Origin of the sequence: Oleispirillum naphthae (assembly GCA_027864655.1) — a bacterium.
Classification (GTDB): Bacteria; Pseudomonadota; Alphaproteobacteria; order Rhodospirillales; family Rhodospirillaceae; genus Oleispirillum; species Oleispirillum naphthae.
The window spans coordinates 74,870-96,310 of record JAQAZG010000007.1 but is presented as its reverse complement, the minus strand read 5'-3'; the positions used below and the strand labels follow the sequence as shown (position 1 = coordinate 96,310).

18 protein-coding genes and 1 tRNA gene are annotated in these 21,441 nt (G+C 69.3%); 11 read left to right on the top strand and 8 right to left on the bottom strand.

What is annotated here, in order from left to right; translation table 11 throughout:
• Positions 1–22 precede the first annotated feature (22 nt).
• Together O7R11_RS09335 and prfB are read left to right on the top strand one after the other, a co-directional pair.
• The gene (locus O7R11_RS09335) at positions 23–2,428 is read left to right on the top strand and encodes a penicillin-binding protein 1A (protein WP_337997237.1); all 2,406 of its coding nucleotides are present in this window, start codon (positions 23–25) and stop codon (positions 2,426–2,428) included.
• Between the two features lie 36 nt (positions 2,429–2,464).
• Positions 2,465–3,587, top strand: a protein-coding gene (gene prfB / locus O7R11_RS09330) for a peptide chain release factor 2 (RefSeq protein WP_337997236.1) whose coding sequence is annotated in 2 segments (ribosomal slippage) — positions 2,465–2,533 and positions 2,535–3,587 — 1,122 coding nt in all. Because the reading frame shifts where the segments join, the coding sequence is not laid out codon by codon here.
• 4 nt (positions 3,588–3,591) lie between these two features.
• Here prfB and O7R11_RS09325 read toward each other — a convergent pair.
• Complete coding sequence (locus O7R11_RS09325; RefSeq protein WP_337997235.1) at positions 3,592–6,726, bottom strand: YhdP family protein; 3,135 nt, start codon at positions 6,724–6,726, stop codon at positions 3,592–3,594.
• A gap of 111 nt (positions 6,727–6,837) precedes the next feature.
• Between O7R11_RS09325 and O7R11_RS09320 the strand changes: the two genes are divergently transcribed.
• Together O7R11_RS09320 and O7R11_RS09315 are read left to right on the top strand one after the other, a co-directional pair.
• On the top strand, positions 6,838–9,801 hold the full coding sequence (locus O7R11_RS09320) for a bifunctional [glutamine synthetase] adenylyltransferase/[glutamine synthetase]-adenylyl-L-tyrosine phosphorylase (RefSeq protein WP_337997234.1): 2,964 nt from the start codon (positions 6,838–6,840) through the stop codon (positions 9,799–9,801).
• Entirely contained in the window at positions 9,798–10,265 is a 468-nt protein-coding gene (locus tag O7R11_RS09315) for a peroxiredoxin (protein ID WP_337997233.1), read from the top strand. Before O7R11_RS09320 ends, O7R11_RS09315 begins: the two co-directional genes overlap by 4 nt.
• A gap of 157 nt (positions 10,266–10,422) precedes the next feature.
• Here the strand turns inward: O7R11_RS09315 and tyrS are convergent, their stop codons facing one another.
• Positions 10,423–11,670, bottom strand: a complete 1,248-nt coding sequence (gene tyrS / locus O7R11_RS09310) for a tyrosine--tRNA ligase (RefSeq protein ID WP_337997232.1) — start codon at positions 11,668–11,670, stop codon at positions 10,423–10,425.
• Between the two features lie 78 nt (positions 11,671–11,748).
• On the opposite strand from tyrS, the gene O7R11_RS09305 reads away from it, so the two are divergent.
• Positions 11,749–12,846 carry an anhydro-N-acetylmuramic acid kinase gene (locus O7R11_RS09305; RefSeq protein WP_337997231.1) on the top strand — a complete coding sequence of 366 codons (1,098 nt, stop codon included), beginning with the start codon at positions 11,749–11,751 and terminating at the stop codon, positions 12,844–12,846.
• Between the two features lie 7 nt (positions 12,847–12,853).
• Here O7R11_RS09305 and O7R11_RS09300 read toward each other — a convergent pair whose 3' ends face one another.
• Positions 12,854–13,501: an alpha/beta hydrolase gene (locus O7R11_RS09300; RefSeq protein WP_337997230.1), complete on the bottom strand. Its 648-nt coding sequence runs from the start codon at positions 13,499–13,501 to the stop codon at positions 12,854–12,856.
• A 193-nt stretch (positions 13,502–13,694) separates the two neighbouring features.
• Here O7R11_RS09300 and cysE point away from each other — a divergent pair, with 193 nt between their 5' ends.
• The 4 genes from cysE (at position 13,695) to mnmA (ending at position 16,454) form a co-directional block, all read left to right on the top strand.
• Positions 13,695–14,444 carry a serine O-acetyltransferase gene (gene cysE / locus O7R11_RS09295; protein WP_337997229.1) on the top strand — a complete coding sequence of 250 codons (750 nt, stop codon included), beginning with the start codon at positions 13,695–13,697 and terminating at the stop codon, positions 14,442–14,444.
• Positions 14,445–14,456: 12 nt separating this feature from the next.
• On the top strand, positions 14,457–14,918 hold the full coding sequence (locus tag O7R11_RS09290; RefSeq protein ID WP_337997228.1) for an Rrf2 family transcriptional regulator: 462 nt from the start codon (positions 14,457–14,459) through the stop codon (positions 14,916–14,918).
• 122 nt (positions 14,919–15,040) lie between these two features.
• Positions 15,041–15,361, top strand: coding sequence for a 2Fe-2S iron-sulfur cluster-binding protein (locus O7R11_RS09285; RefSeq protein WP_337997227.1), 321 nt, complete (start codon positions 15,041–15,043; stop codon positions 15,359–15,361).
• A 13-nt stretch (positions 15,362–15,374) separates the two neighbouring features.
• A complete protein-coding gene (gene mnmA, locus O7R11_RS09280) occupies positions 15,375–16,454 on the top strand; it encodes a tRNA 2-thiouridine(34) synthase MnmA (RefSeq protein ID WP_337997333.1) in 1,080 nt (359 codons plus the stop codon).
• A 161-nt stretch (positions 16,455–16,615) separates the two neighbouring features.
• On the opposite strand, the gene msrA is transcribed toward mnmA, so the two are convergent.
• The 4 genes from msrA to dtd all read right to left on the bottom strand — a co-directional run bounded on the left by msrA (position 16,616) and on the right by dtd (position 20,179).
• Positions 16,616–17,350 (bottom strand): peptide-methionine (S)-S-oxide reductase MsrA, encoded by a 735-nt coding sequence (gene msrA, locus O7R11_RS09275; RefSeq protein ID WP_337997226.1) that lies wholly within the window; start codon positions 17,348–17,350, stop codon positions 16,616–16,618.
• Positions 17,351–17,361: 11 nt separating this feature from the next.
• Positions 17,362–19,059 (bottom strand): cytochrome c biogenesis protein DipZ, encoded by a 1,698-nt coding sequence (locus O7R11_RS09270; RefSeq protein WP_337997225.1) that lies wholly within the window; start codon positions 19,057–19,059, stop codon positions 17,362–17,364.
• A gap of 12 nt (positions 19,060–19,071) precedes the next feature.
• Positions 19,072–19,563, bottom strand: a complete 492-nt coding sequence (msrB, locus tag O7R11_RS09265) for a peptide-methionine (R)-S-oxide reductase MsrB (RefSeq protein ID WP_420792981.1) — start codon at positions 19,561–19,563, stop codon at positions 19,072–19,074.
• Between the two features lie 166 nt (positions 19,564–19,729).
• The gene (gene dtd / locus O7R11_RS09260; RefSeq protein ID WP_337997224.1) at positions 19,730–20,179 is read right to left on the bottom strand and encodes a D-aminoacyl-tRNA deacylase; all 450 of its coding nucleotides are present in this window, start codon (positions 20,177–20,179) and stop codon (positions 19,730–19,732) included.
• Positions 20,180–20,326: 147 nt separating this feature from the next.
• Between dtd and O7R11_RS09255 the strand changes: the two genes are divergently transcribed.
• Positions 20,327–20,403, top strand: a tRNA-Met gene (locus O7R11_RS09255).
• Positions 20,404–20,544: 141 nt separating this feature from the next.
• Positions 20,545–21,033: a bacterioferritin gene (bfr, locus tag O7R11_RS09250; RefSeq protein WP_337997223.1), complete on the top strand. Its 489-nt coding sequence runs from the start codon at positions 20,545–20,547 to the stop codon at positions 21,031–21,033.
• Between the two features lie 9 nt (positions 21,034–21,042).
• Here bfr and O7R11_RS09245 read toward each other — a convergent pair whose 3' ends face one another.
• Positions 21,043–21,273, bottom strand: a complete 231-nt coding sequence (locus tag O7R11_RS09245; RefSeq protein ID WP_337997222.1) for a (2Fe-2S)-binding protein — start codon at positions 21,271–21,273, stop codon at positions 21,043–21,045.
• Between the last annotated feature and the right edge of the window lie 168 nt (positions 21,274–21,441).

Here is a 21,441-nt window from a genome sequence, read left to right as displayed (position 1 = left end):
CGCTTTTTGGGGAAGTCCAGCCATGATGCGTGTCCTGACCTTCGTGGTCAGTTTTCTGGTCCTCATCGCGCTTGCCGGCGTCGGCGGCGGCGTCTACGTGTTCTGGCACTATGGCCGCGGCCTGCCGGATTTCCGCCAGCTCGCCAACTATTCCCCCGACGTGATGACCCGCATCTACGCGGGCAATGGCCGCCTGGTCACCGAATACGCCATCGAAAAGCGCGTCTTCGTGCCTTACTCGGCAATCCCCAAGGTGGTGGTGGACGCCTTCATCTCCGCCGAGGACCAGCGCTTCTTCGAGCATGCCGGGGTGGACGTGATGGGCGTGGTGCGCGCCGCGCTGACCAACCTCAAGCAGGCGGGCAGCGGCCGCCGCCCGGTGGGCGCCTCGACGATCACCCAGCAGGTGGCGAAGAACTTTCTGCTCTCCAACGAGGTCTCCCTGTCGCGCAAGATCAAGGAGGCGATCCTCGCCCTGCGCATCGAGCAGGCGTTCGGCAAGGACCACATCCTCGAACTCTACCTCAACGAGATCTACCTCGGGCGCGGCGCCTACGGCGTCGCCGCCGCGGCGATGGCCTACTTCGACAAGTCGCTGGACGAGCTCTCGGTGGACGAAGTGGCCTTCCTCGCCGCCCTGCCCAAGGCCCCCAACAACTACAATCCGCAACGCTATCCCGAGGCGGCGATGTCGCGCCGCAACTGGGTGATCGGGCGGATGCGCGAGGACGGCCGCATCACCGCCGCCGAGGCGGTCGCCGCGCTTGCTACGCCGCTTTTCGTCAAGAACCGCGGCGAGACGGAATTCCTCGACCAGGGGAAGTACTTCTCCGAGGACGTGCGGCGCGAACTCGTCGCCCGCTACGGCGAGAAGGCGCTCTACAAGGGCGGCCTCGCGGTGCGCACCACGCTGGAGCCGCACTTCCAGGCGATCGCCACCCGCGTGCTGCGCGACGGCCTGATCGCCTATGACCGCCGCCATGGCTGGCGCGGCCCCCTCGGCCATGTCGAACTGGACCAGAGCTGGGGCATCCGCCTGCGCGATGCGGACCTGCCCAAGGGCCTGCGCGACACCTGGCAGCGCGCGGTGGTTCTCGCGGTATCCGGCCAGGGCGCGACCGTCGGTTTCGTCGGCGGGCGGCGCGGGGCCGTGCCCTTCGAACACATGAAGTGGGCGCGCCGCCACCTGCCGGAGCAGGAGGTGGGCGCCGCGCCGAAAAGCCCCGCCGACGTGGTCAAGCCCGGCGACATCATCGCCGTGGAGCCGACGGACAAGGACGGGGAATACGCGCTCAGGCAGATTCCGGCACAGGACGGCGCGCTGGTGGCGATGGACCCGCACACCGGCCGCGTGCTCGCCATGGTCGGCGGCTTCTCGCATGACCGTTCGGAATTCAACCGCGCCACCCAGGCGATGCGGCAGCCCGGCTCGGCGTTCAAACCGTTCGTCTACCTCACCGCGCTGGAAAACGGCTTCAAGCCCACCGATCTCATCCTCGACGCGCCCTTCGTGCTCGAGGTGCCGGGCCAGGCGAAGTGGAAGCCGCAGAACTACGGCGGCGAATTCTACGGTCCGACGACGCTGCGCATCGGCGTCGAGAAGTCCCGCAACCTGATGACGGTGCGTCTTGCCGAGGCGGTGGGGATGGACAAGGTGGTGGCCACGGCGCGCCGCTTCGGCATCGCCGACCGCATGCTGCCGGTGCTCTCCATGGCGCTCGGCGCGGGCGAGACCACGGTGCTGCAACTCACCACCGCCTACGCCATGCTGGTCAACGGCGGCAAGCGCATCACCCCCACCCTGATCGACCGCATCCAGGACCGCGACGGCAAGACCATCTACCGCCACGACACCCGCGCCTGCGACGGCTGCAACGGCATCTTCTGGACCGGCGGGGCGGCACCCGAACTGCCCGACACCCGGCCGCAGATCGCCGACCCGATCTCCGCCTATCAGGTCGTGCATATTCTCGAGGGCGTGGTGGAGCGCGGCACCGGGCGGCGCATCTCCACCATCGGCAAGCCTCTCGCGGGGAAGACCGGCACCTCCAACGACAGCCTGGATACCTGGTTCGTCGGCTTCTCCCCCGACCTCGCGGTCGGCGTGTTCGTCGGCTTCGACGAGCCGAAGAGCCTGGGCAAGCACGAGACCGGCAGCTCGGTGGCTGCGCCGATCTTCAAGGACTTCATGGAGGAGGCGCTCAAGGACAAGCCGGGCACGCCGTTCCGCATTCCGCCCGGGGTGCGCCTCATCCGGATCAACCACGACACCGGCCTGCGCGCCGAGTCCGGCGACAGGAGCGTGATCTTCGAGGCCTTCCGCCCCGGCGAGACCCCCGGCTCGGCGCGCACCGTCACCGGTTCCGGCGCGCCGGTGGAGGAAGCGCCGGTGGATGCGGGGGTTCCCAAAGCCGGCGGTCTCTATTAAAGTCGCCGCCTTTCTCAAGACGCAACGCGAGGTCAGATGCGCGCCGAAATCGAGTCCGTGGCCCAGGAGATCCAGCAGGCGATGGCCCTGCTGAGGAGGCATCTTTGACTGGGATGAGGCCACCCGCCGCCTCGACGAACTGAACGCCCTTTCCGAGGACCCCAACCTCTGGAACGACGCGGCGCGCGCGCAGTCGCTGATGCGCGAGCGCACCAAGCTGGAGGCCGCGATCTCCGGCTACCGGCGTCTGGAGACGGAGCTTGCCGACAGCCTGGAGCTGATCGAGATGGGCGACGCCGAGGGCGACGCCGAGATCGTCGCCGACGCCGAGGCGGCGCTGGAAGCCCTGCGCGCCGAGGCGCAGCGCCTGAAGCTCGAAACCCTGCTCTCCGGCGAGGCGGACGGCAACGACGCCTATGTGGAAATCCACGCCGGCGCGGGCGGCACCGAGGCGCAGGACTGGGCGCAGATTCTCACCCGCATGTACATGCGCTGGGCGGAACGCCGCGGCTTCAAGGTGGAATACCTGGAAGAGAGCGAAGGCGAAGAGGCAGGCATCAAGTCCGTCACCCTGCGCTTCACCGGGGCCGGGGCCTACGGCTGGATGAAGACGGAAAGCGGCGTGCACCGCCTGGTGCGCATCTCGCCGTTCGATTCCGCGGCGCGGCGGCACACCAGCTTTTCCTCGGTCTGGGTCTACCCGGTGATCGACGACACCATCGACATCGTGGTCGAGGAAAAGGACTGCCGCATCGACACCTACCGCGCCTCCGGCGCGGGCGGCCAGCACATCAACAAGACCGATTCCGCGGTGCGCATCACCCACAACCCCACCGGCATCGTCGTGCAGTGCCAGATGGAGCGTTCGCAGCACCAGAACCGGGCACGCTGCTGGGACATGCTGAAGGCCCGCCTCTACGAGCGCGAGTTGCAGATCCGCGAGGAGAAGGCCAACGCCCTGGAAGCCGCCAAGACCGATATCGGCTGGGGCCACCAGATCCGCTCCTATGTGCTGCAGCCCTACCAGATGGTCAAGGACCTGCGCACCGAGGTGGAAACCTCCGACGTGCAGGGGGTGCTGGACGGCGATCTCGACCGCTTCATGGCCGCCTCCCTCGCCGCCCGCATCGCCGGGGCGGAGGACGGAGCGCAGGCGTAGGCCGCTATTGCTTCGGGGCCGGAGCCGGGGGCGCGGGGGGCGTTTCCGGCTTTTTGCCTTCGGGGTAGAACAGCGAGCGCACGCCGCCCGGCACCAGGGCGGAGAGCGGGTTGACCGAGACGTCCGGCTCGTCCAGGGTGCCCTTGATCGTGTAGTTCATGGCGAACAGGCCGCCGTCCTTGCCGCCGAGGATCGGGCCGATCAGCGGGATGTCGGTGATCAGGCGGTTGAGCACGTTGACCGGGATGATCGTGCCCTTGAGGGCGACGTCGCGGCTGTCGGTGTTGACCGTGCCGTTGGCGGTGATGCCGAAGGAGGAGCCGGCGGCGCGGAAATCGGCGAGCGTGGCGACGCCGTGGTCCAGCGAGAACGGCGCTTCCAGATACCAGAAGCTCACCCCCTTGTTGTTCACCAGGTCGGCGATGCCGGTGAGCGAGGCCACCGAAATCAGCTGCGCCAGCACCGGCGTTTCGACCACGGTGAAGGCGTCGATGTGGCCGCGCCCGGAAATCGGGCCCTTGTCGGGCACCGCCGCCTCCAGGATGAGCTTGCCGCCCTTGATCGAATCGGTGAAGTCGAAGGCGGAGAGCAGCGCGCCCGCATCCTCGGAGACCACCGTGACCCGGCGCGAGGCGGTCTCGCGCCGCACCGCGATGTCGGTCTTCCTGCCGCCGTCCACGGCGCCGGTGATGCCGCCCGTCCACTTGGCGTCGGTGGTGCGGTGCAGGGTGCCCTTCACCCCGTCCATCTGGCCTTCCTCCGACACCCAGACGCGCGCCACATCCAGGTGCACCACCGCGGGCGCGACCGGCCCCTCGGGTTCGTCGTCGTCGTCGTCCACGAAGGCCTTCCAGCCGCCCTCGCCGACCAGGGGTTGCAGGTCGAGGGTGGCGCCGCGGAAGGTGGCGTCCACGCTGTCGTCCGGCGCGAAGGCGAGGCTGCCTTCCAGCACGCTGCGGCCGACGCGGATGTCGCGCAGGGTGACCAGATCGACCCGCCCCTTGGCGTCGGCCTGGGCGCTGCCCGAGGTCTCGAAGGTGTCGCCCGCCTGCACGCGGAACTGCGGCACGTCCACCAGGCGTCCGCGGTCGAAGCGGATCGACGCGGTGCCCGAGGCGCTGCCGCCCTGTAGCTTGCGCCAGCCCATGCCGGGAATTTCCATCGCCGCGCCGGAAAGGTCCATCTGCACGCCCAGGCTCATCCGCCCCTTGGAGTCCACCCCGGCCACCGCGTCGCCCACCACCGGACCGCGCAGGTAGGGCGCGGCGAAGGGGATGAAGTCGAGGCCGAGGGCGGCGCGCCCCGCATCGTCGATGGAGCCGGAAAGGGTGTAGCGGGTGCGCGTGCCGGGGCCGGAGAAGCGCTCCTCCCAGCCCAGGCGCAGCGGCACGCCGTTGACCTTGCCGTCGCCGGAAACCTCCATGCCGTCCAGGTCCACGGCGAGGGAAAGTTCGCCCTCGGTCAGCGAGCGGCCGGGGATGACGTTCTTGATCGCCACGCCGGAAAGCTGCGACTTGGCGGCGACCGCCATGTCCTTGATGCGCAGGTCGAGCAAGAGCGGGAAGCTCATGGTCAGGCGGGTCGCGCCGGTGCCGGAGATCGCCTTGGGGTCCACCGTGCCCATGGACTTCAGCAGGCGCAGCGGCTCGTGGTCGATCAGTTCCAGCGCCTCGCGCGCCGGGCCGGTGATGTCGGCCTCGATGTCGGCGTACTGCATCTCCGCGTCCAGGCCGCTGAAGCGCACATGGCCGCCCGGGGCGACCACCAGATTGCCGAGGTGGCCGCCGTCCGGGTAGACGTCGATCTCCTTGAGGCCGAAGGTGATGCGCCCGCCCGCGCCGACGATCGGCGGCATCGGCCGCAGGAAGTGCACCGAGGCGTCCTTCACGCGCGCCTCGCCGGAGAAGCTCGTCACGTCCAGGGAGGCGAGGTCGCGGCCCTTGATCTCGGCGGCGAAGCGCGCCTCCTCGACGCGGCCGTCCCTGAGATTCTCGATCAGCCAGCTGCGCGGCGGCGGCGCGATGCCGGGCGGCCAATAGCGTTCCAGGGCGTTGAGCGCGGTGTCGGTGAGGTGCGCCGTGGCCGAGATCGCGATTTCGCCGTCGGCCCCCGCCACCGGCCAGGCGGCGGCGCCGGAGGCGGAAACCGCCGCGTCCTCCAGTTCCAGGTGCAGGGTCTCGAGGCCGGCATGCCCGGTGCGGCCGTCGTATTCCCCCTTGAGGCGGAACGCCTTGACCGGAAACGCCATGCCCAGGGGATCGGGCGCCAGCACCACGCCGTTGCCGCCGAGAATCTGGCCGCTCACCTCGGCGCGGGTGAGGTCGGCGAGGCCGATGCGGGTTGCGTCCTTGGGGGTGAGGCGCGCCGAAAGCTGTCCGGAGAGCGGCAGCGCCACGCCCTTGACCGCGGCGAGAGAGGCGAACTCGGCGGCGAACAGGCTCGGCACCACGTCCTGGAAGGTCAGGGTGGCGCGCACTTCCGCGGTGTCCTCGTCGAAGCTGGAAACCACGGCGAAGGCCGATGTCGCGCCGCCGATCAGGGTGGCGAACTCGGCGCGGCCGAGCAGCCCGTGGCGGGTGCGCTCGACGCTCGCGTCGAGGCGCGGGATGCGGTAGTGGCGGCCGTGCGGAATGTCGATCACCGAGGCCTCGGCCTCGACGATGGCGATGAAGTCCATGTGCTCGTCGCCCGGCGCCATCAGGGGCGCCAGCGCCGCGCGCAGGTCGAAGGAAGGGGAGGAGCCCGCCGCGGGCGCTTCCGCCGCCGTGCCGACGCCGATGGTGAGGTCTCCCTGCGCATCGCGGGTGAGCACCAGGCGTGGGCGGTAGACCACCGCCGCGGTGGGCAGAACCGCGCCGCGCGCCAACGCCCTCAGGCGATAGGCGAGGTCCACCACCGGCAGATGCGTCACCGAGCCGGGGGGGCCGGTGACCGCCACCCGGGAAAGCCGGATGACCAGGCGGTGGCGGTCATCGTCCCAGGCGAGGAAGGCGTCCTTGGCGGTCACCGAAACCCCGGTGCGGGATTGGATCTGGCTTTCCAGCAGCGGCAGCACGTGGGCGATGGAGATCGGCCCCTGGCGCACCTGCCACACCAGCACGCCGCCGAGAAGCAGGGGGAACGCCAGGGCGAAGGCCACGGCTCCCAATGCCGCGCGGATCGCGTATGATGTCACTCGACGGAGAATGATCGCCTCGCCAGATGTCCAACCCCCGGGTCAATCCTGTCCGGGACGTGCCGGAAGTTTCCTATGTCTGATTTTGTATTTCCTTCTCAGGCCCGCGTCATCCCGGAAAGTGCTTCCGCCGCGGCCGCGGAGATCGGATTCGAACGTTGGCGTGCGCTGGCGGACTCTTTTGCCGACGCCGCCGCCGCCCGCGCCGCCCTGATGCGCGCCGCCGCCGGGGACGCCGCGGCCGGCCGCCTGCTCGCGGCGCTGTTCGGCGGCAGCCCGTATCTGTCGCACGTTCTGCTCGCCGAGCCGGACGCCGCGCTTGCGGCGCTGCGCACCGGGCCGGAGGCCGCCTTCGCGGCGGAGTGCGCGGCGGTGGAAGCCGCCTGCGCCGGGGAAACCGACCGAACCGACTTGATGCGTGCCCTGCGGATTTTCAAGCGGCGCGCCGCACTGATCATCGCCATGGCCGACGTGGCGGAGGCGCTGCCGCTCACCACCTTGATCGGCATGATCAGCTGCGTCGCGGAAACCGCGCTCAAGCTGATCCTGCGGCACCTTTTGCGGCCGTTGCGCCCCGGCGTGGCGGAGCCGGAGGCCGACGCCGGGTATTTCCTCCTCGCCATGGGCAAGCTCGGCGGGCGGGAGCTCAACTATTCCTCCGACGTGGACCTCATCGCCCTCTACGACGAGGCCAGGGCCGAGGCGGCGGGGATCGCCGATCCGCGCAAGGCGTTCATCCGCCTCACCCGCGACATGGTGGCGATGATGGAGACGCGCACCGCCGAGGGCTACGTCTTCCGCACCGATCTGCGCCTGCGCCCCGACCCCGGCTCGACGCCGGTGGCGATGTCCACCCTGGCGGCGGAAATCTATTACGAGGGCTTCGGCCAGAACTGGGAGCGCGCCGCGATGATCAAGGCGCGCGCGGTGGCGGGCGACCTTGCCGCGGGGGCGGAGTTCCTCAAGATCCTGCGCCCCTACGTCTGGCGCAAGTCGCTGGATTTCAACGCGATCCAGGATATCCACTCGATCAAGCGGCAGATCGCCGCGAAGTCCGGCGGCCGCGATATGACGGTGGCCGGGCACAACGTCAAGCTCGGGCGCGGCGGCATCCGCGAGATCGAGTTCTTCGCCCAGACGCAGCAGTTGATCTGGGGCGGGCGGCAGCCGCAGCTGCGCTCCTCGGTCACCCTGGAAACTCTCGACCGGCTGGTGGAACTCGGCCACGTCGCCGCCGCCGCGGCGGCGGACCTCAAGGAGTCCTATGCCTTCCTGCGCCGTGTCGAGCATCGTTTGCAGATGATCGACGACGCGCAGACCCAGACCCTGCCGAAGGAACCGGACAAGCTCGCCCACCTCGCCACCTTCCTCGGCCATGCCTCGGTCGCGGACTTCTCCGCGGCGCTGCTGGCGCACCTCACCCGCGTCGAGGCGCACTATTCGGCGCTGTTCGCCGATGCGCCGGAGCTTTCCGGCGACGGCGGCAATCTGGTGTTCACCGGCACCGAGGACGACCCGGACACGCTGGCCACCCTGCGCGGCCTCGGTTTCACCCAGCCGGAGGCGGTGGCCGCCAGCGTGCGCGCCTGGCACTTCGGCCGCTACCGCGCCACGCGCTCCACCCGCGCCCGCGAAGTCCTCACCGAACTCGCCCCCGCGCTCCTCACTGCGCTCGGCCGCTCCTCCCGCCCGGACGAGGCGTTCCGCCGGTTCGACGACTTCCTCGCGCAATTGCCCGCCGGGGCGCAGCTCTTCGCCCTGCTCGCCGCGCACCCGCCGCTGCTCGACGCGCTGGCCGAACTCCTCGGCGACGCGCCGAAGCTCGCCGAGGCGCTGAGCCGCAACCCCAGCCTGCTCGACAACCTGATGTCGCCGGAGTTCTTCCAGCCGCCCGCGGCGGTGGCCACCGCCGCCTCGGACCTGGCGCTGCGCTTTTCCCAGGCGGTGGACTACGAGGACGTGCTCAACGTCGCGCGGCGCTTCGCCAAGGACCGCGCCTTCCAGATCGGGGTGCAGACCCTGCGCGGCGTGATCGACGCGGAGGCCGCGGGCGGCCACCTCTCCGACCTCGCCGAGGCGGTGCTGCGCGCCCTCCTGCCCGAGGTGGAGGCGGAGTTCGCCCGCGCCCACGGACGCATCGCGGGCGGTTCGCTCGCGGTGCTGGCGATGGGGCGGCTCGGCTCGCGGGAGATGACGCCGACCTCGGACCTCGACCTCATCCTGATCTACGATGCGCCGTTCGACGCCGCTTCCGACGGCGCGCGCCCCGCCGCCACCCCGGCCTATTACGCGCGGCTGGTGCAGCGCCTGGTCAACGCGCTCACCGCGCCCACCGGCGAGGGCACCCTCTACGAGGTGGACATGCGCCTGCGCCCCAGCGGCAACGCCGGGCCGCTCGCCGCCAGCCTCGAGTCCTTCTCCGCCTATCACGCCGCCTCCGCCTGGACCTGGGAGCGCCAGGCCCTGACCCGCGCCCGCGTGGTGGCCGGAGACGCGGCCCTGGGGGCGCGGGTGGGGGCGATCGTGCGCGCCACCCTCACCGTGCCGCGCGATGCGGACCGCCTGCTCGCCGACGTGGCGGAAATGCGCGCGCGCATGCGCAAGTCGATCTCCGGCGCCGGACCGTGGGAGGCGAAGCAGCGCAAGGGCGGCCTCATCGACATCGACTTCATCGTGCAGTACCTGCAACTGCGCCATGCCGCCGAAATGCCGGAAATCCTCGATGGCGGCCCCGCCGCGGCGCTCGCCCTCGCAGGCAGGCGCGGCCTCATTCCCGCTGCGACGGCCGAGGACCTGCTCGCCGCGCGCCGCTTCTGGAATACCGTGCAGATGATCCTGCGCCTCACCATGGCGGAGACCTTCGGCGAGGACGACCTGCCCTCCGGCCTGCGGGATGTGCTCTGCCGCGCCACCGGGGCGGTTGATTTCTCCGGACTGAAGCAGCAGATGGAAACCATGGCGGAAAAAACCGCCGCCGCGTTCGGCCTCATCGTCGAGGCTCCGGCCGCGGCCCTCCCCGAGACCAAGGAGTCCCCATGATCGACATCGGCGATAAGCTGCCCGACTTCACGCTCGCCACCGACGGCGGCGGGTCGGTTTCCGCTTCCGGCCTCAAGGGCAAGATCGTCGTCCTGTACTTCTACCCCAAGGACGATACCCCCGGTTGCACCAAGGAGGCCTGCGCCTTCCGCGACAACCTGCCGGACTTCTCCAAGCTCGATTGCGTCGTCCTCGGCGTGTCGCGCGACGACGGCGCTTCCCACGACGCTTTCAAGAGCAAGTTCTCGCTTAACTTCCCGCTGCTCTCCGACGCCGACGGCAAGCTCTGCGAAGCCTTCGGCGTGTGGAAGCTGCGCAGCATGTACGGCAAGGAATTCATGGGGGTCGAACGCTCCACCTTCCTCATCGACGGCACCGGCACGGTGCGCAAATCCTGGCGCAAGGTCAATGTGGACGGCCACATCGACGAGGTGCTGAAGGAAGTCCAGGCGCTGAAGGGGTAACACAAGGCCGGGCGCTGCCCGGACCCGCAAGGGGCCGGGAGGCCCCTTGACCCCATAGCCGGTTTTTCGCCGCGTGATCGCCTTATGGCGCTACGCGCAAAAACCAAACGTTAAGGGGAGCGCGAGGGGTCCAAGACCCCTCGCAACGGTTTGGTTTTCACCGCACCTTCACCAGCGCGTGGCGCTTTTTGCCGGCGGAGAGTTTGATCTGGCCGTCCGCGGCCTGGGCGGGGGCGAGCTTCGCCTCGGTATCGGCGAGCGGCGCGTCGTTGAGCTTGACGGCCCCCTGTTTGATCAGGCGGCGCGCCTCGCCCTTGGAGGCGGCGAGGCCGGTGGCGACCATGGCGTCGATCACCGCGTAATCCGAAAGCGCGGCGGCTTCCACCTCCACGGAGGGCAGCGCATCGCCGCTCCGGCCCTGTTCGAAGGTCTTGCGCGCGGTTTCCTCCGCCTCCTGCGCCGCCGCTTCGCCGCGGCAGAGGCGGGTGGCCTCGTTGGCGAGGATCTTTTTCGCGTCGTTGATCTCCGCGCCCCGCAGGGCTTCGAGGCGGCGGATCTCCTCCATCGGCAGGTCGGTGAACAGCTTGAGGAAGCGGCCGACGTCGGCATCCTCGGTGTTGCGCCAGAACTGCCAGTAGTCGTAGGCGGAGAGCCGGTCCTCGTTGAGCCACACCGCGCCCTGGGCGGTCTTGCCCATCTTCGCGCCCGAGGCGGTGGTGATCAGCGGCGCGGTGAGGCCGAAGATCTCCGCGCCGTCTACGCGGCGGGCGAGTTCCACGCCGTTGACGATGTTGCCCCACTGGTCGGAGCCGCCCATCTGCAACCGGCAGCCGTAGGTGCGGTTGATCTCCAGGAAGTCGTAGGCCTGGAGGATCATGTAGTTGAATTCGAGGAAGGAGAGCGGCTGCTCGCGCTCCAGGCGCAGCTTCACCGAGTCGAAGGTGAGCATGCGGTTGATCGAGAAGTGGCGGCCGTAGTCGCGCAGGAAGGCGACGTAGGACAGCCCGTTCAGCCAGTCGTCGTTGTTGATCATGATGGCGTCGGTGGGCCCGTCGCCGAAGCTGAGGAACTTTTCGAAGACGGACCTGATGCCCGCCATGTTGCGCGCGATGTCGGCATCCGTGAGCATCTGCCGCGCCGTATCCTTGCCGGAGGGGTCGCCGATCTTGGTGGTGCCGCCGCCCATCAGGACGATCGGCTTGTGCCCCGCCTGCTGCAACCGGCGCAGCAGCATGATCGGCACCATCGAGCCGACGTGCAGGCTGTCCGCCGTGCAGTCGAAGCCGATATAGGCCGGGACCGGGGTTCCTGCGAAGACCGCGTCCAGACCGTCGAGGTCCGTGCACTGGTGGATATAGCCGCGTTCGGAAATGGCTTGCAGGAAGGCCGATTTGAGGGTGCTCATGATGCTCGACTTGTGTTAGCTCTGAGGTGGAAAAAACGTACCCTTTTAGCGGAAGCGTCCGCAGGGAGCCAGTCTTTGATGATGTCCGCGCCCGTGATCGCACTCGGTCTGATGAGCGGCACCTCTCTCGACGGCATCGACGCCGCGCTGATCTCCACCGACGGCGAGGCGGTGGCCGCCTTCGGGCCGCGCCGCACCGTTCCCTATGCGCCGGAAACCCGGGAGCGGCTGCGCGCCGCCCTCGGCCGGGAGGACCGCGCCGACCCCGCAGTGCGCGCCGTGGAGGCGGAAATCACCGCCCTGCACGCCGCGGCGGTGGCGGCGCTTCTCGCCGAGGCTCCCGCGGAGTGGCGCAAGGTTTCCCTGATCGGTTTCCACGGCCAGACTCTCCTGCACGCGCCGGAGCGCGGCGTGACCGTGCAGATCGGCGACGGCGCGGCGCTGGCGCGGCAAACCGGCATTGCCGTGGCTTCGGACTTCCGCGCCGCCGATGTGGCGGCGGGCGGGCAGGGGGCGCCCCTGGTGCCGGTCTATCACCGCGCGCTGGTGGCGGGCTGGAAGGGCCGCCCGCAAGGCACGGTGGCGGTGCTCAACATCGGCGGCGTCGCCAACCTGACCGCGGTGGCTCCGGACGGCGGGCTGGTCGCCTGCGACACCGGGCCGGGCAACGCCCTGATCGACGACTGGGTGACGGCGCGCGCCGGGCTGCCCTGCGACCTCGACGGACATTTCGCCGCGTGCGGGCGGGTGGATACCCACTGGCTGGACCTGGCGATGGGGCACCCGTTCTTCCGCCAGGCGCCGCCGAAGTCCCTGGACCGCGGCAGCTTCCGCATGCCGATGCCGCGGGATGTCGGGCTCAACGACGGGGCGGCGACGCTGACCGCGTTCACCGCCTGCGCGGTGGCGGCGGCGGCCTTTCTGCTGCCCGAGGCGCCCGACGTCTGGGTCGCCACCGGCGGTGGGCGGCGCAACCCGGCGCTGATGGCGACATTGCGCAGTTCTCTGTCCGCGTCTCTGATCGCGGCGGAAGAGGCGGGATGGGACGGCGATGCGCTGGAGGCGCAGGCCTTCGCCTTTTTGGCGGTGCGCACGGCGCGCGGCCTGCCGCTCAGCTTTCCCGGCACCACCGGCGTGCCCGCGCCGCAGGCGGGCGGGCGCATCGACCGGCCGTGACGCGGCTTCAGCCCTGCTTCGTGAGCCGCCGCGCCAGGTAGCCGGAGACCGCCAGAGTCATGTCGGGCAGGAACGCGCCGAAAAAGTGGTCCGCCTCGGGGATCAGGTGGTAGTCCACCGAGATGTTCTTCTGCGCCGAGAGCTTGTTGACCAGCTTCGCCACCGAGCTTTCCGGCACGATGTCGTCGGCCCCGCCCTGCACGATCAGGCCCGAGGACGGGCACGGCGCGAGGAACGAGAAGTCGAACAGGTTGGCGGGCGGCGCGATGGAGACGAAGCCCTCGATCTCCGGCCGGCGCATCAGAAGCTGCATGCTGATCCACGCGCCGAAGGAGAACCCGGCGATCCAGCAGGAGGCGGCGTTCTGGTTGATCGCCTGCAGCCAGTCGAGCGCGGAGGCGGCGTCGGAAAGTTCGCCCACGCCGTTGTCGAAACTGCCCTGGCTGCGCCCGACTCCGCGGAAGTTGATGCGCAGCACCGAGAACCCGTTGCGGGCGAAGGCGTGATAGGTGTTGTAGACCACCTTGTTGTTCATCGTCCCGCCGTGCCGGGGGTCGGGGTGAAGCACCAGGGCGATCGGGGCGTTAAGCACCTTGGAATGGGTGTAGCGGCCCTCTAGGCGGCCTTCCGGGCCGTTGATGATGACGTCTGGCATGGACTCGTGGTTTCCGCTTTCGCTTGGATGACCCGACCGGCGATGTGCCGCCCCGTTCCGGGCGGTATTTGATCGTCATCGTCGGGTATATGGATATTCGGCCTTGAGGTGACTGGGCTTCCGCGCATACATTTGCCCCTCGGGTATTCGGCGAGAGGGCCGACCCGGGTGGGACGACGAGTGTAGCACAGCTATGGACTCATTTTTCAAGCATCTCAAGGAAGACATCGACAACATCGTCGCCAAGGACCCGGCGGCCCGCAACGGCTGGGAGGTGTTGTTCTGTTATCCGGGGCTGCATGCGGTGCTGGTGCACCGCCTGAGCCACTGGCTGTGGGGCCATGGGCTGAAACTGCCCCCGCGGGTGCTCTCCTACCTCTCGAGCATCCTCACCGGCATCGAGATTCATCCCGGCGCGGCGATCGGCCGGCGCTTCTTCATCGACCACGGCACCGGCGTGGTGATCGGCGAGACCGCCGAGATCGGCGACGACGTGACCCTGTATCATGGTGTGACTTTAGGCGGCATCTCCCTTGATGTTGGGAAAAGACACCCAACTTTGGAACATGGAGTGATCGTCGGCTCGGGCGCGCAGGTTCTCGGGCCTCTGTTGATCGGTGCAGGCGCGCGGATCGGCGCCAATGCGGTGGTGCTGCAGGATGTGCCTGCGGGCGCGACGATGGTGGGCATTCCGGCGAAGATGGCGAAGAGGCAGCGGCCCGAGGCCTGCGAGGAAGAATTCCGTGCCTATGGCGTCATCGACTCCGCGCCGGACCCGGTGGGGCAGGACTTGAAGGGCGTACATCGTCAGATCGAGGATTTGTCTCAACGTATTCGGGAGCTCGAATCCCGTCTCGGCGCGGCGCCGCAGACGGAAAAGCCGAAGGCCAAGCGGTCGGCGAAACCCGCCCGCGGGGGAAAGACCGAAGGCGATGCACGGTAAGGAGCGATTCAGGTGAGGCTGAGTACGAAGGGCCGCTACGCGGTCATGGCGATGGCCGATCTTGCGTCCCAGGGCAGCGGAAGACCCGTGGCCCTGGCCGATATCGCCGCCCGGCAGGAGATTTCGCTCTCCTACCTGGAACAGCTCTTCGGCAAGCTGCGCAAGGGCGCGCTGGTGAAGAGCGTGCGCGGCCCCGGCGGCGGCTATCTGCTGGCGCGTCCGGGTTCCGACATCCGGATTTCCGACATCATCCTCGCCGTGGACGAGCCGATCCAGGCGACGCGCTGCACCCCCGGCACGCCTGCGGGCTGCCACAACAACAAGGGGCGCTGCCTCACCCACGACCTGTGGGAGGAGCTTTCCAACCAGATCTACCTCTACCTCAGCACCGTCACCCTGGACGACGTGGTGGAACGCAAGGTGCTGGGCACCAGCGGCATGTTCCACGGTTCGCAGGGCGCCGCCGCGCAGTAGGACCCCCGCAGTGCGGTTTTTTGCCCGCTTCCCTTGAAAATTTGCTATGAGCAGCCGATTTCCCCGGTTCGCCCGCGGCAGGCGGGCGGGCGTTCGCTATCGGTTTTGAGGAGATTTCCGGCATGTCCAAACTGGTTTTCATCGAGCGTGACGGCACGCGGCGCGAGGTCGAGGCTCCGGATGGCCTCTCGGTGATGGAAGTGGCGCACCTCCACGGCATCGACCTGGAAGGCGCTTGCGAAGGCTCGCTCGCCTGCGCCACCTGCCATGTGATCGTCGATGCGGCGTGGTTCGACAAGCTCAATCCCGCCTCGGAGAACGAGGAGGACATGCTGGACATGGCCTTCGGCGTCACCGCCACGTCGCGGCTGGGCTGCCAGATCCGCATGTGCGAGGAGTTTTCCGGCCTTACCGTCACCCTGCCGCCCAAGGAAGAGGATTGACCCCCGCTTGATCATCGAGGCCTTCCGCGCCGCCACCGCCCATCTCGCCCCCGGCGCCCGCGTTTGCGTGGCGATGTCGGGCGGCGTGGACAGTTCGGTGACCGCGGCGCTGTTGCAGCGCCTGGGCTTCGACGTGGTGGGGGTGACGATGCGCCTCTTCGACCTGCCGCCCGCCGACGCGGCGATCGCCGATGCCGAGCGCGTCGCCGCGATGCTGTCCATCCCCCACCGCGTGCTCGACCACGTGGCCGCCTTCCGCGACGGCGTGATGGCCCCCTTCGCCGGGTCCTACCGCCGCGGCGAGACGCCGCTGCCGTGCGCGGTGTGCAACCGCAAGATCAAGTTCGGCGAGATGGCGGCGGGCGCCGCCGCCTGGGGCGCAGCGGCGCTCGCCACCGGGCATTACGTGCGCCGCGTGGAGGGACCGGCAGGGCCGGAGCTGCGCCGCGCCCGCGACCCGAAGCGGGACCAGAGCTACTTCCTCTTCGCGCTTTCCCGGGAACAGATCGCCGCGGCGGTGTTCCCCTTGGGCGACATCGCCGACAAGGCGGAAACCCGCCGCCTCGCCGCGGAGTTCGGCCTGCCGGTGGCGGCGAAATCCGACAGCCAGGACATCTGCTTCGTCCCCGGCGGCGACTATGCCGCGGTGGTGCGCCGCCTCGACCCCGCCGCCTGCGAACCCGGCGAGATCGTCGATATGCAAGGCCGCGCGCTCGGACGCCACGACGGCATTTCCGCCTTTACCGTCGGGCAGCGCCGCGGCATCGGCATCGCCGCGGCGGAACCGCTCTACGTGATCGCGCTGGATGCGCCCAACCGCCGCGTCGTCGTCGGCCCGGCGGAGGCGCTGCTCGGCTCCTCCTGCCGCCTGCGCGAGGTCAACTGGCTGGGCGAGGGGCCGCTCGACGGCGCGGAGGTGACGGTGAAACTGCGCTCCGCCAGCCGTGCCGTGGCCGCGACTCTCGCCGACCTCGGCGACGGAACCGCCGAGGCGCGCCTCGCCGAACCCTTCTCCGCCATCGCGCCGGGCCAGGCCTGCGTCTTCTACGACGGCGACCGCCTCCTCGGCGGCGGTTGGATCACCCGGCCCTAAAAAATAAAACTTCCCGGAGGGACTCGGTCCCTCCGGACTCCCATTAGTTTTTCCGCCGCGCAGCGGCAATCGACCGTCACGCCGCGTGATGGTCTTAAGGCGCTGCGCGCAAAACGAAAAGTTATGGGGGGTGTGGGGGGACGGAGTCCCCCCACGAAGTTTTAGTTTTTCCCCAGCAGCACCGGCTTGTCGCGGAAGGCGGCGGGGAAGTCGCGGCGCAGGGCGGCGATTTTCGGCTGGTCGTGGAAGACGATATAGGGGTGGCTGGGGTGCAGGGTGGCGAAGTCCTGGTGGTAGGCCTCCGCCGGATAGAACTTCTGCAGCGGGCCGATCTTGGTGGCGATCGGGCGGGAGAACGCCTTGGCCGCATCGATCTGCGCGATGTAGGCGGCGGCGATCTGCTGCTGGCGGCTGTCGTCGGTGAAGATTTCCGAGCGGTACTGCGGTCCGACGTCCGGGCCCTGGCGGTTGACCTGGGTGGGGTCGAGGGCGACGGAGAAGAACACCTGCAACAGTTGGCCGTAGGTGATGACGGCGGGGTCGAACACCACTTCCACCGCCTCGGCGTGCTTGGTGCGCCCGGTGCTGACGGTTTCGTAGTCGGCGGTCTTGGCGTCGCCCCCGGCATAGCCCGAGGTGGCGCGCAGCACCCCCTTGGTGTGCTGGAACACCGCCTGCACGCCCCAGAAGCAGCCCCCGGCGAGGACCGCGGTTTCCGGAGAAGTGGTGCCCGGCGGGTCGAGGGTGGGCGGCGGCAGCGTGCGCCCCTCGGCGGCGGGGGCGGGGTCGGCGAACCCGGTCAGCGCGATGGCGAGGATGCCCGCGCTCTTCCACCACACGGCGCGGCGCAGCGGGCCGGTGCGGTGGAACCTCTTGCGGAAGCCCATGAGTTTCATCGGCTGTCTCCTTATCCGAAGGTGAAGGCGAAGGCCTGAACGCCGGAGTCCAGGAACTCGATGGAGAAGTCGCGGTCGGCGATGCCGCCCGGCTGGCGGATGAGCTGGTAGAGGCGGTTTTCCGTCACCTGACCGAAGCCTTGCGCGTCCGCATCCATGCCCGCGGCGGGGCCCGGGGGCGCGCCGTCCAGCAGCACGCGGAAGCGCACCGGCTTGCCGTCCGCCGCGGGACCGAGCACCAGGTGCAGGTCGCGGGCGTGGAAGCGCAGGGCGATGCGGCCGTTTGCGGCGTTGAGGCGCGCGTCCTCCGCCGCCATCGTCCAGCCGCCCGCGAGCGCCCACTGGTTGAGCGCGAATGTGGACGGCAGGGTGTAGGTTTGCGCCGCGTCGCGGGAGAGGCCCTCGGGCGAGGCGAACCCGGCGACGCGGGCATAGCCGACGTAGGTTTCCGGCGTTTTGACGTCGGCGAAGTCGGCGGGCATGGCGAGGCCGGTGGTTTTCGCCGTGGCGACGCGGCCTTCCAGGCGCGCGCCGTTTTCCTGCAGCAGGTCGCGGATCGCCTGCTCGGTCTTTTCCTCTTCGCCCTCGCCGAAGTGGGTGTAGCGGATGCGCCCGGTGCCATCCAGCAGGTAGTGGGCGGGCCAATACTGGTTGGAGAAGCCGCTCCACATCGCATAGGCGTTGTCCAGCGCCACCGGATAGCGGATGCCGAGGCGGGAGACGGCGGCGGCGACGTTGCCCTCGATCTTTTCGAAGGCGAACTCCGGCGTGTGCACGCCGATCGTCACCAGGCCTTTGCTGCGGTAGGTTTCATCCCAGGCGCGCACGTGAGGGATGGAGCGCAGGCAGTTGATGCAGGAATAGGTCCAGAAGTCGATCAGCACCACCTTGCCCTTAAGGGCTTCGGCGGAGAGCGCCGGACCGTTGAGCCAGGAGGTGGCCCCGGAAAGGGCGACGAGCGGCGTTTGCAGCGGCGCGGCGGCGGTGGCCGCGGCGGGGCGCAGCGCGGGGAAACGGTCGAGGATCGCCTGCTCCAGGCGGTCGGTGCCGCCCGCGGACCAGCGCGCCAGGGTCTCGGTGCCCGCGGCGGAGAGCGCCACCCCCGCCAGCACCAGCACGCCGAGGCCGCGGCGGATCGTCTCGCCGATTTCCAGGCGGCGTTTCACCGCGGCGACCAGACGCCCCCCGGCGAGCAGCGCGACGGCGAGCGAGGTGGCGGAGCCGAGGCCATAGGCCGCGAGCGCAGGGAAGGCGTTGCCGCCGGAAAGCGCCGCGCCGCCGAGCACCAGGCCGAGGATCGGCCCGGCGCAGGGGGCCCAGACGAGGCCGCAGGCGATGCCGGTGAGGAGCGCGCCGCCGGGGGTGCCGCCGCCCGCATCGGCGCGGGCGGAGACGCGCTCGCCGAGGCCGACGAAGGGGCGCATCGCCCACGCGGCGACGCCGGGGAAGGCGAGAGCCGCGCCCATCAGCGCGAGGAAGGCGAGCGCCGCCCAGCGGCCGATCTGGTTGCCCGCCGCGGCCCACGTGCCGCCCACCGCGGCGAGGCTCGCCACCGCGGCGAAGGTGACCGTCAGGCCCGCCAGCAGGGGCAGGCCGTTGCGGCGGAAGTCACCCCCGGCGCGGGCGAAGACGAAGGGCAGCACCGGCAGGATGCAGGGACTGGCGATGGTCAGCGCGCCGCCCAGGTATGCGGCCAGCAGCAACAGCATCGGGGGCCTCTCTTATCCGGCGGCGGGGTGGAAGGTCAGCGCCAGGCCGTTCATGCAATAACGCAGGCCGGTGGGCGGCGGGCCGTCCTCGAACACGTGGCCGAGGTGGCCGCCGCAACGGCGGCAGTGCGCCTCGGTGCGGCGCATGCCGTAGCTGCGGTCCTCCCGCGTGCCGACGGCGTTATCCAGCGGCTTCCAGAAGCTCGGCCAGCCGGTGCCGCTCTCGAACTTGGTCTCGGAGGAGAAGAGCGGCAGGTCGCACCCGGCGCAGGCGAAGGTGCCGGCGCGCTTCTCTTTGTCGAGCGGGCTGGAGAAGGCGTATTCGGTGCCGTGGTCGCGCAGGATTTCGTATTGCTGCGGCGTCAGGCGCTTGCGCCATTCCGCTTCGCTCAGGGTGAGTTCGAAGGGCCCCCCCTGCGCCTGGCTCTTGGGCGTAAAGCGCGCGGCGGCCCAAACCGCCGCGGCGGCGATGCCGAGGGAAAGGGTGGTGCGTCGCGTCATCATGGCGGGGTCCTCCCGTGGCGGTGCGTCCATCACAAATAGTGCGACCGGGAAGCGTTCTAAAGATGGCGGCGGCTATGGTTTCCATAGGCGCGGCCACGCGTCCGAAACCGCGGTGACGGAAAGGAGGACAGCAGGCGAGGCGGATTATTCCCCGGGCGGGAAATTTTCAGCGTGGGTCGCGGGTATCCATGAGGATGGTCACCGGCCCCTGGTTGACCAGGGACACCGCCATGGACGCGCCGAACAGCCCGGTTGCCACCGGGATGCCCTCCGCCGCCAGGGCGTCGCGGAAGAGCAGGTAGAGGCGTTCGCCCTCCGCCGGTTCGGCGGCGAGGGAAAAGCCGGGGCGGTTGCCGTTGCGCCACTGCGCCGCCAGGGTGAACTGGCTGACCACCAACGCGCCGCCGCCCACGTCCTTCAGCGAGAGGTTCATCTTGCCCGCGTCGTCGGTGAACACCCTCAGGTTGGCGACCTTGCGGGCGAGGAAGCGGGCGTCCTCGTCCGTATCGCCGCCCTCGGCGCAGAAGAGCACGAGAAAGCCCTTGCCGACCTCGCCCACGACAGCGCCCTCCACCCGCACCGCCGCCTCGGCAACCCGTTGCACCACCACGCGCATTCGCTTTCTCCCGGCTTTTCTCCGGAGAGCAGAGTAGCCTTCCGCGCGGCGGGGGAAAACGCATTTCGGCACTTGACGCAGGGGCGGTTTCCGAATAAGTAGAGCGCCTCCCGCGCGGGCGCACTCTGCCTTGCCCGCCGGTCCTGTGGCGGAGTAGCTCAGCTGGTTAGAGCAGCGGAATCATAATCCGCGTGTCGGGGGTTCGAGTCCCTCCTCCGCTACCATTTCCCAAGCCCGCCGTTTGGCGGGCTTTTGGTTTTTCCGCAGCCTCCGTTTTTCCGCGTTCCGCGCCGCAGCAAAGACTATTATCATTCTGAACTAGAAAGGGCCGGGGTCGGCGTTCGGAATCATCACAGGAGGCAGGCATGCGTGGAAGCGAGAAGGTGATCGACCGTTTGAACGAGGCGTTGTTCATGGAACTCGGCGCGGTCAACCAGTACTGGCTGCACTACCGGCTGCTCGCCGACATGGGAATAGCCAAGCTGGCGGCGAAGGAGCGGGCGGAATCCCTCGAGGAGATGCAGCATGCCGACAAGCTGATCGACCGCATCATCTTTCTCGAAGGGCACCCCAATCTGCAAACCCTCTCGCCTTTGCGCATCGGCGAGACGGTGCAGGAGATTCTGGAGTGCGACCTCGCCGGGGAGAACGATGCCCGCGCCGCCTACAAGGCCTCGCGCGAGATTTGCCAGGCCGAGGGCGATTACGTCTCGATGGCGCTGTTCGACGATCTGCTCGCCGACGAGGAAGGACACATCGACTTCCTGGAGACGCAGCTCGGCCTGCTCGCCAGGATCGGCGAGGCCAACTACATGCAGCTCAACGCGGAGAGCACCGACAGGGCGGACGGCTGAGGCGGCGGGTCACTCGGCGGGCAGCGCCTGCGGGGCGCTGCGCTCCGCCGTGCGCGCTGCGAGGTGGCGGGCGATCAGCCGGTGGGCGAGGGGATAGCACCCGCCGCAGCCGCCGGATCTGCCGAGCTTCGCATAGACCAGGCTGGGGGTGATGCGCCGCTGCGGCGTTTCCGCCGACAGCGCGTCCACGGCGCGGGCGATGTCGCGGTCGGTGAGGTAGTGGCAGTGGCAGACGATCATCGCGGCGGTCCTGCGGTGGCGGCTTGCGGGCAATCCACATTTCGGGAGGATGGAGCCGGGTTGCAAGGGACTCGCAGAGGCTCTCCGGCGCGGGTGTGCGCTGCCCACTTCTGTCTCGCCGGGCGGCGGTAGGTGTGGTATTTTTAACTTGCGGTTGTTTTTCATGCG